This window comes from Bacillus sp. LQ16 (assembly GCF_057784645.1).
On record NZ_CM173491.1, the window covers coordinates 4,707,259 to 4,721,329 of the forward strand.

The 14,071-nt window shown below is 37.5% G+C and carries 14 protein-coding genes; 2 read left to right on the top strand and 12 right to left on the bottom strand.

Annotated elements, in window-relative coordinates; genetic code table 11:
- Positions 1-27: 27 nt before the first annotated feature.
- The gene (locus tag AC3EMB_RS23870) at positions 28-219 is read right to left on the bottom strand and encodes a YjcZ family sporulation protein (protein ID WP_001290386.1); all 192 of its coding nucleotides are present in this window, start codon (positions 217-219) and stop codon (positions 28-30) included.
- Positions 220-496: 277 nt separating this feature from the next.
- On the opposite strand from AC3EMB_RS23870, the gene AC3EMB_RS23875 reads away from it, so the two are divergent.
- Positions 497-1,090 (top strand): TetR/AcrR family transcriptional regulator, encoded by a 594-nt coding sequence (locus AC3EMB_RS23875; protein WP_488517305.1) that lies wholly within the window; start codon positions 497-499, stop codon positions 1,088-1,090.
- A gap of 44 nt (positions 1,091-1,134) precedes the next feature.
- A complete protein-coding gene (locus tag AC3EMB_RS23880; protein WP_095690082.1) occupies positions 1,135-1,806 on the top strand; it encodes a YqeB family protein in 672 nt (223 codons plus the stop codon).
- A gap of 84 nt (positions 1,807-1,890) precedes the next feature.
- Here AC3EMB_RS23880 and gntP read toward each other — a convergent pair whose 3' ends face one another.
- From gntP to AC3EMB_RS23935, 11 genes are all read right to left on the bottom strand, one after another.
- Positions 1,891-3,216 carry a gluconate permease GntP gene (gene gntP, locus AC3EMB_RS23885; protein ID WP_095690081.1) on the bottom strand — a complete coding sequence of 442 codons (1,326 nt, stop codon included), beginning with the start codon at positions 3,214-3,216 and terminating at the stop codon, positions 1,891-1,893.
- A gap of 115 nt (positions 3,217-3,331) precedes the next feature.
- Positions 3,332-4,057, bottom strand: coding sequence for a GntR family transcriptional regulator (locus tag AC3EMB_RS23890; protein WP_095690080.1), 726 nt, complete (start codon positions 4,055-4,057; stop codon positions 3,332-3,334).
- Positions 4,057-5,073, bottom strand: coding sequence for a sugar kinase (locus tag AC3EMB_RS23895; protein WP_488517306.1), 1,017 nt, complete (start codon positions 5,071-5,073; stop codon positions 4,057-4,059). Before AC3EMB_RS23895 ends, AC3EMB_RS23890 begins: the two co-directional genes overlap by 1 nt.
- Positions 5,066-5,821 (bottom strand): 2-dehydro-3-deoxy-phosphogluconate aldolase, encoded by a 756-nt coding sequence (gene dagF, locus AC3EMB_RS23900; protein WP_095690079.1) that lies wholly within the window; start codon positions 5,819-5,821, stop codon positions 5,066-5,068. The genes AC3EMB_RS23895 and dagF overlap by 8 nt, the downstream gene beginning before the upstream one ends.
- A 1-nt stretch (position 5,822) precedes the next feature.
- Positions 5,823-6,926, bottom strand: coding sequence for a DgaE family pyridoxal phosphate-dependent ammonia lyase (locus AC3EMB_RS23905; protein ID WP_095690078.1), 1,104 nt, complete (start codon positions 6,924-6,926; stop codon positions 5,823-5,825).
- Entirely contained in the window at positions 6,904-8,004 is a 1,101-nt protein-coding gene (locus AC3EMB_RS23910) for an amidohydrolase/deacetylase family metallohydrolase (RefSeq protein ID WP_095690077.1), read from the bottom strand. The genes AC3EMB_RS23905 and AC3EMB_RS23910 overlap by 23 nt, the downstream gene beginning before the upstream one ends.
- 358 nt (positions 8,005-8,362) lie before the next feature.
- Positions 8,363-9,223, bottom strand: coding sequence for a M15 family metallopeptidase (locus AC3EMB_RS23915; protein WP_065229485.1), 861 nt, complete (start codon positions 9,221-9,223; stop codon positions 8,363-8,365).
- Between the two features lie 82 nt (positions 9,224-9,305).
- Positions 9,306-10,412, bottom strand: coding sequence for a sensor histidine kinase (locus AC3EMB_RS23920; RefSeq protein WP_488517307.1), 1,107 nt, complete (start codon positions 10,410-10,412; stop codon positions 9,306-9,308).
- Entirely contained in the window at positions 10,405-11,103 is a 699-nt protein-coding gene (locus AC3EMB_RS23925) for a response regulator transcription factor (RefSeq protein ID WP_089171899.1), read from the bottom strand. Before AC3EMB_RS23925 ends, AC3EMB_RS23920 begins: the two co-directional genes overlap by 8 nt.
- A 240-nt stretch (positions 11,104-11,343) precedes the next feature.
- Entirely contained in the window at positions 11,344-12,450 is a 1,107-nt protein-coding gene (gene menC / locus AC3EMB_RS23930; protein ID WP_406653696.1) for an o-succinylbenzoate synthase, read from the bottom strand.
- Positions 12,451-13,896, bottom strand: coding sequence for an o-succinylbenzoate--CoA ligase (locus AC3EMB_RS23935; RefSeq protein WP_488517308.1), 1,446 nt, complete (start codon positions 13,894-13,896; stop codon positions 12,451-12,453). It abuts the gene before it with no gap.
- Positions 13,897-14,071: the final 175 nt, after the last annotated feature.

Genomic DNA, 14,071 nt, shown 5'->3' on the forward strand with positions numbered 1-14,071 from the left:
AAGGCCATTTTCAATAGTTTTTAATAATTAGCAGCAATATCCACCATAGCCGCCTGCGTAACCGCCGTAACCACCATAGCCACAACCGCCGCCTCCGCCGAAGCAGCTAGCACCGATGATAATTAATAAAATAAACAATACGATTAGAAGCGCAAAACCGCCTCCGCATCCACGTCTACGATCGCAATCATCATGTCTGTGTTCACACTTTTCGCTCATTACCCTATTCCTCCTTTAGTATCATTCATAACAAGTTCCTCTTGTTCTAAATGAGGGGATTCCATTTATATTATGTTTTCAGGGCGAATAGGAAGCTTGGCTTACCTAAAAACGGGCTTGTTTTAGGAATTGGGCTTTATTAAAAAGCGAATGAGCCTTATCCAGATGTAAGCATAAAACATTTGACATGCTCTTAATTTCTTACTAATATTTAATTGAACGACCAATCAATTTTTTGATTATACATTTAAATCATATAAATTAGGAGTTGAATAGCGTGACTGATTCTTTTATTGCAGAGGCTAGGCGTGAACAAATTATTCTTGCATGTATTGATACATTAGAAGAGGTTGGATATAACAACTTAAGCTTAACGAAGGTAGCAAAAAAAGCTAAGATTAGCACCGGACTTATTTCTTATCATTTTAACGATAAGCTTTACCTTATGAATCGCACATTACAATTTTTAGTTACCAAACAACATGAATTTATTAGTAATCGAGTACTATTAGCTCAATCTGAAATAAATAAACTAGAGGCTTTTATTGAAGCACACTTGGCTTATCAAGAAACTCATTACAAAAATAATATTGCCTTAATTGAGATTATCTTTAATGCAAGAAATGAAGAGAACGTTCCTTATTACAGAATCGAAGACGACGAAGAGGAGGATGCTCTTAGAACGATGTTATTAGATATTTTGAAGACTGGTCAACAAAATGGCTTGTTTTCCGATTCTTTCCAAACCGACACATTAGCTTCATTTATTTTAGGAGCAATCGAAGAAAGAATGCTGAAGGCAAATTCATCTATATCCATAGAAAATTACTCAGATGAGCTCATAAAAATGGTGAAGAAACTCACTGTTTAAATATGCCTTGATTAAAAAAATATATATGAAAGGATGAACTACACATGAAAAAGGCATCTGTCATTGGATTAGGTTTTTTAGAAAAATTACTTGCTATAGTAAGCCCAATCCTTTTAGGCATTATTGGATATTTTTCACCTAAATTAATAGAGATTATAAAAAGGATTCCTCTCTTTTCTGATTCAAAAATTATAGAACTTTTAAATTTTATTAACCCCTTCTGGCTTCCTATTATCCTCATGCTAATTGGTGTTTTTGCAGGAATTTTATTTTCTTTAATTATTTATAGTGACGCTTTAAAGATGAACATTACTTCGGAAAGCATTCACGTGAATAAGGACGATCAAAAGAAACAAATCACCAGATCAAATGTAAAAGCCGTTTTTGTAGATAAGCGTCAAGTGGTTATCATTGATCAAGAAGACCGAGAATGGTTACGTGAAACATCTGACATTAACCCAAGCAAAATTAAAGATACTTTCTTAATGCAAGGCTTCCCCTGGGTGGAACAAGATCCTTATAAACATGAGTATAGCTTATGGAAATTAGAGGATGAGCGATTTAATAAAAGCATAAATACTATTTTGTATGAAAGACGAAATGCCCTTCGAGAAGGAAACTCGAAAAAAAAGAAGCATTTACGCAAAGATTTGAATGAGCTAGGAGTCTTTGTCAAAGACGATGGAGAAGATCAATATATCCGTTCCATTAAGTAATAGAAAGCACAAAAAACGAATAAAACCTACAGAGAAATTACATTTCCTCTGTAGGTTTTATTCGTTTAAATCTGATCTCCTCTCCTAAAGAAACATATTCAACAAAAGCGCAAAACCAAATGCAATAAATGATAACAATGTCTCCAGCACCGTCCACGTTTTAAACGTTTCCTTCACCGTCAAACCTAAATACTCTTTTACAAGCCAGAACCCTGCATCATTTACGTGAGAAAACATTAATGAACCTGCACCGGTTGCAATAACGAGAAGCTCTAAATTCACACCAGACATGTGCTGAATAACTGGTGAAACAATCCCTGCTGCTGTCGTTAATGCTACTGTAGCTGAACCTGTTGCAATTCGAATTAAACCAGCTACCATGAAAGCTAATACGATTGGTGATAACGAAATATGTTCTGCCATTTGTGCAATAGCTGTTCCAACGCCGCTTTCAATTAATATTTGTTTAAATCCACCGCCTGCACCAATTATTAAAATAATAGAACCGACAGGCAATAAACTTTCATCTGTTAATTTTTTAATCATCTTTTTATTAATACCTTGTTTGATACCAAGTAAATAAAATGCTGCGAAACATGAAATAAGTAAGGCGATTACTGGACTTCCTATAAACACGAAAAATTCAGTTAATTCTTTCGGTAATGAAATATATGGTGCAACTACTGATAAAATCATCAATACAACTGGTAATAAAATAATAAAGAATGAAACTTTACGACTTGGCAAATCAGTTGATACTGTCGTAACTCGAACAAGCTCCGGTTCATTTTCAGGTATCACCCTTTTATGTACCCACTTTGCAAATATCGGTCCTGCGATAATGGCTGTTGGTAACGCGATAATTAATGAATATAAAAGTACCTTTCCTAAGTTCGCGTTATAAATACCGATTGCTGTCATCGCCCCTGGATGCGGAGGCACGAGCCCGTGAACAATAGATAATCCTGCAATGACAGGTAACGCAATTAATAATATATTTTGCTTCGTCGTTTTTCGAATGGAAATAACAAGTGGTAATAAAATGACGATCCCCACTTCAAAAAACACTGGAATCCCTATAACAAATCCTGCAAATAACATAGCCCAAGGTAGTTTCTTTACACCGAAAAATCGAATAAAGAAATCTGCCACTTGCATGCCGGCCCCTGAATCGGACATCATTTTCCCTAAAATTGTTCCGAGAGCTAAAATACCAACTAAATGACCTAGTACACTACCAACACCAGTTTCATAGGCTGCCACTATTTTCGTTAAGTTCAGTCCAGACATAATAGCTAAAAACAAACTCGCAACTGTTAAACTAATAAATGCATGCCATTTCCACCATGATACCCCTAAAATAACAATTGTGATCGCAAGTAACGTGACGATTAATAAGTATATATCCATCTCTCATTCTCCTTACTTTTATCCCGATTGGTGTGGGCTAATAATTAGTGGGTGATGCCCTCCTCCACTAATTAAAGTTTTACTTTATAAAAAAAGAGGGAACATCCCCTCTTTTTTATACGTCATAATTCACTACATAATGCTGCATTTCTGTATTGTAGTAGCCTTCGCTATATTCAATTACTTCGCCAACTTCATCATAAGAATAGCGCATACGTTTTAATAACGCTGTTTCCTCTTTTTCACCTAGCGCTTCTGCAACGAAATTAGGTGCAAGCCCAACCGCGAATTCATCTCTGAAGTTTTCTAAATGTATACCTCGGTCTTCAACTAAATCATAAAGCGATTGTAAATCAAAGTCCGATAAATCTGTACTTGCCATTCGAGCTGAGAAATAGTGCGTATAATGAATGTACGGCGTATCATTTAACATATATAGGCGCTCGATACGAAAACTCTCTTTACCGAATAATCGAAACGGCACTGTTCCTTCCTCATTATGAACGATTTCTGCTTTTAATAATTTCTTTTGTACTTTATATCCTTCTTCCACTAACACTTCTGTAAATTTCTTACCCTTTGACAGTTTTGTCGCAGAAGTATTACGAATCACTTTCGTTCCTTTGCCGCTCTTCTTTTCCAAATATCCTTCTTGAGCGAGTTCTTTAATCGCATTACGCACTGTAATCTTACTAACTTTGAACTCTTCTTCTAATTGCGGTTCTGAAGGAATATTCGTATGAATCGCATATACGCCATGCAATATTCGATCACGAATAATATTTTTTATTTGTAAATATAATGGTCCTTTTTTCCTCGTTACGTTCACTGTTACACCCACTACCTTTCTACATCACCTACTGATGCCGTCATCGCCCGAAGTATATCTTTCTCTGATGACATTGGCGTATCACCGACGATTGTATGTGCTAGCATTCCAGCTGCTGACGCAAATGAAACAGCTTTCTCTGGTGCAAACTCTTTTATCTCGCCATGAATAATTCCGCTCGTATAAGCATCTCCAGCACCTATTCTATCATATACAGAAAACGTAAGTGTTTTTGCAAAAGTGAACGATCCATCTTTACATATAAACCCGCGAAGCGAATGTGTATTATCACTGTTGATGGAGCGATGAGTACCAGCGATTGTAGCGATATGATACGTTTCAGCTACCTTTGGAATAAGATCCAGCAGCTGCGCCTCACGCTCCGTCTCTTCTGTTTTCATCCCAAGAACGAACATCGCATCTTTTTCATTCATCATAACGATATTAGCAAGTCCTAGCATTTCTTCATAATGCGGTTTTGCCTGTTCATATCCGTCTTCTCCCCAAAGTGAGGGACGATAATTACAATCAAAAACGACGGTTCCTCCGTTTTCTTTAACTGCTCTCGCTAAAGATTTCATATGATGACGTACAGTATCATTCATCGCAAGTGTAATACCGCAAAAATGAAAGATATCAATTTCCTTTGCGATTTCTTCAAATTGATACATTTCTTCACATGCCGTATTGAAGCTACTTTCTAATCGATTCGAATATGTAACGCGGCTTGCACGTGCACCGAATCCATTTTCTAAAAAATACATACCTACATATTTACCGCCTCTTGAAACAAGAGAAGTTTGAATCCCTAACTTTTGAATGTAAGATACAGCTGCATCTCCAACCGAATTTTCCGGTAAAGTTGAAATAAGAAGCCCTTCATGCCCTAAGTGAGAAAGTGCCGCTACAACATTCACACCTGTACCTGAAAATGAGTAATTTAACGTGTTAGCTTGCGACAACAATTCATATCCAGGTACTTGCAGGCGCATCATTACTTCGCCGAACGCTGCAATTTTCTTACGCATATTGATCAACTAGCTTTTTCACGACTGCTAATAATTCACGAACATCTTCTACTTTCGTATTACCAGTTTCTTTATCAATAATAGAAGAGTATACGTGCGGGATAACTTGCTCTACATTTGCCTCAAGCGCAATACGTACAATTGTTTCAAAGTTTTCTTTATCAATTCCACCTGTTGGCTCTAATGCGAATCCTTCTTCTGCACAAGCTTTCGCAACTGCGCGATATTCTTCTTCGTGAGCTAGCCCTTTCATTGGGAAGTATTTCAATGAATTTCCGCCCATATCACGTACAAGTGCGATCGCTGTTTTAATTGGAACGATTGCTTTTTCTTCTCCAGCCGCACTAATTGGGCCAGTAGAAATATTTACGTAACCTACTTTTCCTGTTGGTGATACTAAACTATTAATCCAGCTATCTTTTTCGCCGAGATTTGCACGCGTTGCTCCAACTGAAGTGAACACTTGGTTAATATGGCTACCAGGATAATGCTTCGCAATTTCAGCTACAACTGCTGCTTGACGATTATCTCCTGCTCCTAGCCCGATTGATACAGCGTCATCAATTTCTTTTCCGCATGCTTTCATCGCTGTAACAGCTTCTTCTACTGTTGGGTAGTCTTTTGATAACACTCCCACTACTACATAACCTTCTGCTACTTCAAAAATATCTTTCGCATTTTGGATATTGTTCGCTAATACATTTAATGCTACGCGTCCTTTATAAAAACGTTTTTGAATGTTTGTCATTTTAGTTTCCCCCTACAATTTCTCTCATTTTTTCTTCAATCACATGTATATCATCACCTTGAAGTGGACGTGGATCGATATCAAAGAATCCTTGTCTTACTCCATAATCACGTGTATAAATTGCGATTTCCCCTTCGCGTAATGCAGTCACAACGTCTTTTGCTGATTTGTTTAACTCTTTCTCGTTAATATGAATACGAGCTCTAAAGATTGCTCTTCCAGCTTCATCTTGAACGATCGTTATATTTACACCATTTAATTCTTTTAGCGGCATAAGTACTTGTAGCAATTCTTTTTCTTGCTCGCTCTTATCTTCTTTTACTCCATACTCATCAAGCGCTTGAAGTAAGCCAAAAGTCGTCTCTTTCCCGACTTTCATACTTCTTCCGATGCAATGTAATTGCACTTTCAGCCATTCGATATATTTTCGTTTCCCGCCAACAATACCAGAAGTAGGTCCTTCAATTGCCTTTGAACCGCTATAAATGGCAAGGTCTGAATACTTCACATATTTTTGAATGTCTTCTTCAGCTGCCGCATCAACGATAAGTGGTACGTTATTTCGCTGCGCTACTTCCCATGCTTCTTCAACAGAAATCATATTTTTTTGCACTGCATGATGTGATTTCACATAAAGAATTGCTGCTGTATTTTCGCCAATCGCATCTTCAATATGTTCTGCTTTCCCTTCATTTGCGTAGCCAACTTCAACGAGTTTTCCTCCACCTAAGTAAATCATCGTTTCAACAGGAGCACCGTATTGAACGTTATGGCCTTTTAACATAATCACTTCGTTTTTCGCGATTACTTCTTGATGAAGTCTTTCACTTTTACGGCGATTTCCTTCTGTAACGATACCAGCGATAGAAAGCGCAATTCCGCTCGATGCTGAATTCACAACGACCGCTGCCTCTGAATCTAGAATTCTCGCAATATGGTCTCCTGCTTTATCTACTAAATCAGCAATTTCTACATAATTTTGTCCACCATGTTTCATCGCATCCATTACCGTATCTGTAGGAGCAGATACACCTAAAATACTCATTCTACCGCTCGCATTAATTACTCTTTTTAATCCGTACTTAGCATTCAATGAATGACCCATTAATTACAACCCCTTTCGTATCAATTCTTTTTTCAGCAATGCGCTGATCCCCTTCTGAATCAATTAACGTAACCTTCTCATCTTTAACCGTAAATAAAGTTAAGTTTGCAATATCTCCTTCTTGAATACGGCCAAGCTCTGGTTTCTTAAGCCACTCTGCCGCATTTTTCGTAACCGCATCAATCACTTCTTCTAGCGGATAACCTAAGTAAAGGAATTTCGAAAGAACGTGAGCCATACTATACACTGGACCATGTATACGATTCTTCCGGTAAATATCCGTACTAATTGTATTAAAGGCAATATCGTGACGCTTCGCCGCTTCTGCTACTTTAAAAGAAAAGCTAGCATTACCGTGACCAACATCTAAATGCACGCCGCGATTCACCGCATCTAACAACACAGGTAGCGGTTTCCCTTCTTCATCAAATAAATTATTTTCTTTCCCGTTTAAATAATGTGTAATGACATCATCTTTTTCTAAAAGAGGTACAACTTCCTCTATACGAGGAGGCGCTGAACCGATATGTACCATAATCGGTAATGATGTTTCATGGGATAAAGCGCGCGCTACATGCAGCGGTTCAATTCCACTATCACAAACGACACTTTTACTCATTCTCGCCTTTAACCCAACGATTACATCTTTATACTTTTCTACTGCTTCTATCGCTTCCTCTTTATCTATCCATTCCATATTGGATAATTCATCAATTCGTTTCAAACCGATGCGAGAAATATTTAAAAAGGCAAATAAATTTGTCTTTGCCTGCTCTCTACTTTTTACTAAATCTGCAATGCGATCAGCACCGCAACTACCCGCATCAACAATTGTCGTTACCCCTTGCTTAACGCCAATTTCATCCACCTCATCGCCATACGGATCAAACTCTGGAAAAGCATGAACGTGTAAATCAATCCAACCACTCGATACGTAAGTACCAGAGTAATCAAGAACCTTTCCACCCTCGCCAGCACCAGCTTTCGTCACCTGTGCGATTTTGTTATTTTCAATTACAATGTCAATCTCTTCCCCGTTCACACGTTTCACATTACGTAGTACGAATCGTTCTGTCATTGTATTTCCACCCTTTTCTATAAGAAGCCATAAGAATACGCTTACATTAAAGTTTCATTTTATATCTCTTTCACACGTTTAGCGTAACACAAAAAAAGGGAGAAGTAAATATAACGTTATAATGTTTAAAAATACATAAAAAGATGTTCCTCCAAAATGCTAATAGTATAGGAAATTATATCAACGATTTTTTGAATATATCTATCATAACTTACAATATATCAACGATTTTTCAATTATATCTATCATAACTTATAATATATTAACGATTCGACAAAGAATATCGATTTACCGACAAAAAACGTCACTTCCTTTCTTATATAAGAAAAGGCTGTCCCAAATGGCACAGCCTTTTTCTCTATTCCTGAACCGTCACAATAACCCCATCCATATTGTTCCCGGAAATTTCATACTGCTTGTTTGCTGGAACGTTCACTTTCGTATTCTCAGAAACTTTATAATAAGAAACAGTATATTTCTTACCTTCTACTTCAGTTGAAACCTCTTTTTCCTCTTTTAAAAACTCTAAATATTCCTCTAGTGTAAAATTCTTTTTTTGCATAATTGCGCTATGAGGTAGGCCGACATAACGGATATGCCATGGCTCATATTGAATTCCAGTAATGTTACTTTTATTTTTCGGATAACGTAATACAAAGCCATGCTTCCATACGTTCTCTTCAATCCATTTTCCTTCAGGCGCTTTCTCCATTTTCTTTTGAGTAGACCCAATGTCCAGTGATAATCCTAAATTATGTTCACTGTATCCTGCTGGAAGTGCATAATCAGATCCCATTTTTTCATATAGCTGTTTTTGCTCTTGGAAATCTCTATAACCACTACTAATCAAAAAATGGTTAACACTTTCTTTGCCAGCCGCATCGACAACGTTCAAAAACTTTTTCACAACATCCTTTGATAAACGAAGATTTCTATCAAATATTACATAGCCTCTCACTAATTCACTATTATGATTTACATTTATAATATCAGACCTAATACTATCTTTTTTTACTGGATAATCCCTATTAACTAATAATAAATCACCCTTATAAATTTGTTCCTTCGTAATCTCTTTCCTCTCGGTGTTTGCCGCCTTTACTAGCTCATCTTTCCCGACAATTTTAACATCGATTTCCTTTTGAAATAACGGTGATATATAAACGCCTACACATACTGTGCATGCTATAAAAAAAGAAATAAATACCCACTTTTTCATTTCTAGTTCCTCCTTAACGTAACTTACGTATAGAATAGAAAAAACTATTAAAATAAAAAGTGGGGTAAAGTTTAAATTTTTATTAAATTATTACGTTCTCGGCTTTTGGCAATCGCACTTCAAACATTGTTCTAACTACATTACTCTCAGCAGAAATCGTACCGTTATGTTGCTCGACAATATTTTTCGCAATAAATAGTCCAAGGCCTGTCCCGCCACGGTTCTCTGTTCTCGCTTTATCACCTGTATAAAACATATCAAAAAGATAAGGTAAATCTTCTTCTGGAATGCTATCTCCGTAATTCATAATTTGTACGACAACTTCTCCATTATCAACATACCCATTCATATCAACAAATTGCCCATCATACCCGTAACGAACGGTATTTGTTAACAAGTTTTCAAATACTCTAGCTAACAATTTTCCATCACCGTACATCGGTAAATGAGGATCGACATTCAATCTAGCTTCTAAATGATGTTTTTCTAATAACGGATACAATTCCTCCTCTAACTGTATAAGCAACTCACTTATATCAATCGGCTTTTTATCCAGCTTTAGCATGCCATAATTCATACGTGTAATTTCAAATAGCTCATCAATTAAACTTTCCAGTCTTTGCGATTTTGTATATGCAATTGTGGAGAAATGTTTAATTTGTTCTTTTGTTAAATTTTCATCTTTAAGAATTAAATCTAAATATCCTAACACGGATGTTAACGGTGTTCTTAAATCATGAGCTAAATTCACAACAAGCTGATCTTTACTACTTTCAGCAAAATCTCCTCTTTCAACAGCTTCTTTTAACTTTTCACTTGCAACATTTATTTCACGCGCGATATTTCCAAACTCATCATTTGATGAAACTTGAACTTTATTCGTAAAGTTACCGTTCGCAAGATGATGAATCCCATTAGAAATTTCATCAAAGTATTTTAAATACGGTTTTGTCAAAAAGAAGAAAAAGATTATAGATAACGGAATAAAGAAAATTAAAAAGAAGTTAATGTCTCCAAATTCCCTTACGATTGACCTAAATTGTGCTAAAGGCTCTTCGTAGCGAACCATTGTTTTATAATACAGCTGCAATCCTTTATAAATTATATAAGTTACAGTTGCTGCAAGCACCATACTTAACGCAAATAAGGCAATCATTTTAAATCGAAAGCTTTTCATCATATTAGCCATTGAAAGTATAACCTACTCCCCACACTGTTTTTATTAATTTATCCTTTCTTTTATCTTCTCCAAGTTTCTTCCGCAAAGTACGAATATGTACCATTACTGTATTTCCACCTTCATAATAATCATCTGCCCATACGTGCTGAAAAATATTTTCCACATTGTATACTTTCTTCGGATGACTTGCTAATAAATATAGAATATCGAACTCTTTCGGCGTTAATTCAATTTGCTCACCATACACATCAACCGTCCTGCGCTCAGGATTAATTACGACTCCGCCTATTTCTAAAGCAGATTTACTCTCCGCTACTTTCGGGTGATTTAACGTAAAAAACCTACGCAGTTGTGCATTTACACGTGCAACTAATTCTATTGGTGTGAAAGGCTTCGTCATATAATCATCCGCACCTAGTACAAGACCTGTCACCTTATCAAAGTCCGAAGTTTTCGCGCTTAAAAAAATAATCGGCATATGATGTTTCGCGCGAATTTGACGCGTCACCTCATAACCATCCATTTTCGGCATCATAATATCTAAAACTACCAAGTCGATTGGCTGCGTTTCAATAACATGAACCGCCTCTTCCCCATCCGCTGCTTTCACAACATGGTACCCTTCTTTTTCTAAATGTATCTCAATTAAGTCAGCAATTTCCGCCTCATCATCAGCTATTAAAATTGAAATGCGCTTCATTTTACTCCCCCTTTTTCATTCCATTTTTATACGCTAGATTGTAAACTAGTCTATCCAATTTGTACAATACGAAAAGGCTACTCGTTAAAGTAACCTTGGTAAATAAAATTATATCAGCGATTTTCCAATTATATCGACCGTAACTCAAATTATATCAGCGATTATTGAAATATATCGACTTACCGACAATGAACGATAAAATCCTCTCGCTATTTGCGGGCATCCTAATGCAACTTCCATTTACCGTTCAAAAACAATCCGCTGCTTCGTGATTTCCGCCAGCCTTCCGCGGTCTACTTCATACTCAGTATCAACGCTTTGTGGTACAATCACTTTCCCGCTCTCAAGCATCACTTCCGGCGAAATAATATCCTTCTCCCAATGTCTGCTAGAAGCGGATATATCGCCTGGAATCGTAAAGTTCGGCAATGAAGCAAGAGCAACATTTTGCGCTCGTGAAATCCCCATCTCCACCATACCACCGCACCAAACGGGTATGTTATGTTCCATACAATAATTATGAATTTGAACCGACTCTGTTAATCCGCCCACTCGCCCTGGCTTAATGTTAACGATGCGGCAACTACCAAGCGTAATCGCAATGCGTGCGTCTTCTAAACCATGAATACTTTCATCTAAACAAATCGGCGTTTCAATTTTCTTTTGCAACTCCGCGTGATCAAGAAAATCGTAATCCGCTAACGGTTGTTCAATCATCATTAATTGGAATTCATCTAGTCGTTTCAGCCTCTCCGTATCCGCTAATGTATATGCTGAATTTGCATCAGCCATTAACGGGATATGCGGAAACTCTTTTCGAATTTCTTTTAATAACTCATAATCATGTTCTGGCTTTATTTTCACTTTAAAACGCTCGTATCCTTCTTCGGCGTACTTCTCGATTTGTTTTAACATAACTGGAATTGTATTGATCCCAATTACAACGCCGACTTCAATTTCATGACTAGTTCCGCCAAGTACTGTCGCTAGCGATTTTTTTTGACGCTTCGCATATAAATCCCAAACAGCCCCCTCTATTCCGGCTTTTGCCATTCGGTTTCTTTTTATATGTTGAAATAGACCCGGTACCTCATTCGGATGAGAAATTTCAGCCTTTAATAAATCAGGTATTAAAAAGTCTTGCAGTACATGCAGCGCTGTCTTCACCGTTTCTTCCGTATACCACGGTTCAGAGAATGCAACGACTTCCCCAAATCCGATGTACCCGTCCGTATCCTCTAATTCAATAACGATACTCTCACGCTTTTCGTAAGTCCCGTAGCTTGCAGCAAACGGGATGACGAGTGGCATTTCCGTTATATGAAGTGTCGCTTTTTTTATCTCCACCTACATCTCCTCCACTAATTGTCTTAACTCTCGTCTTAACAATTTTTTCGAAGCGTTACGTGGTAATTCCTCTAAGAAACATGCTTTCTTCGGCACTTTATATTTCGCTAATTTCTCCTCGCAAAAATGAAGAATTTCTTCTTCTGTTACCGCCCCACTTTTCACAACAAAAGCAGCTGGTACTTGTCCCCATTTATCGTCAGCCATGCCGACAACACCAGCTTCCGCTACTGCCGGATGAGAAAGCAACACTTCTTCAATTTGAGCTGGATATATATTCTCTCCGCCAGAAATAATTAAATCACTGCGGCGATCTAATACGTATAAAAACCCTTCTTCGTCTAAATAACCGAGGTCGCCAGTATGAAGCCATCCGTTTTGAATAGTCTCTCGCGTCGCATCTTCACGGTTAAAGTAACCACCTGTTACGTTCGGTCCTTTTACTACAATCTCACCTTCCGCAAATGGTGGCACTACTACGCCCTCTTTTTCAATACGAAGTTGGCACTGAAATAGTGGTTTTCCAGCTGATCCTACTTTCGTTAACATGTAATCTGCGGATAACGTACAAATTTGCGAAGATGTTTCTGTCATACCGTACGTTTGATACACTGGGATTCCTTTTTCCACACATGTTTCTAATAACGGTTTCGGCGCTGGTCCTCCGCCAAGTAACATGCATCGTAAAGAAGATGGATATGTCTCTGCCCCAAGTCGCTCTAATAAATCAGTTAACATTTTAGAAACGACAGAAATAATTGTTACTCCTCTTTTTTGAAGTGCTTTATGAATAAAATCAGCATCATATTTCGGAACAAGTAAAATACGCATGCCGTACATAATGTTTTTCATTAAAAGAGATAGCCCGCCAACATGGAACATCGGCATGCAGGCTAACCAACAATCATCATCACGAAGTCCTAAATTAAGCGACGAACCGACTGCGCTTGCCCAATGATTGCCGTACGTTAAAATAACGCCTTTCGGTTTGCCTGTCGTCCCAGACGTATAAATAATTGTCATCGCTTCTTCTAAAGAAAATTCCTCTTGTATAAATGCTTCCGCCCTCGGTCCATTCATCACTTCAGCAAATGAATAGACAGGAACATTATTCGCATCAAACTGTTGATCCGTCACTAAACAAATAACTTCAGCATCATCCATTTGCCAAAGTAGCTCTTCTCTTGAAAGACGCGTATTTAAAAGCACAGCTACTGCACCTACATAAGATAGGGCGTGAATAACTGTAATCATCTCCATACCATTTTTCATCAGAACAGCCACCTTTTGCCCTCGCTCCACTCCAACATGCGTAAAGTGTTCACAAACAGATACTACTTTTTCATGCAGCTCCATAAAAGTAACTTTCTCTTCCTCTATTTCAATTGCAGTGCGATCTGGTGTTAAAAATGCACGTTGCATTAACCAATTTGGCATCGTCTCCATCATTCATTCTCCTTTCATGAAAGAAAGAGACTTGATATGATATCAAGTCTCTTAGTTGTTTTGTTTCCGGTTTAATCTCATCTAGCTACGCCTCCTAGCCCCTTCCGTCTAAGAACCTTCCGCACGAGAACGTAAAAAACACTTTCTGTGCGAAAGAACCTTAGCCAACGGGGCT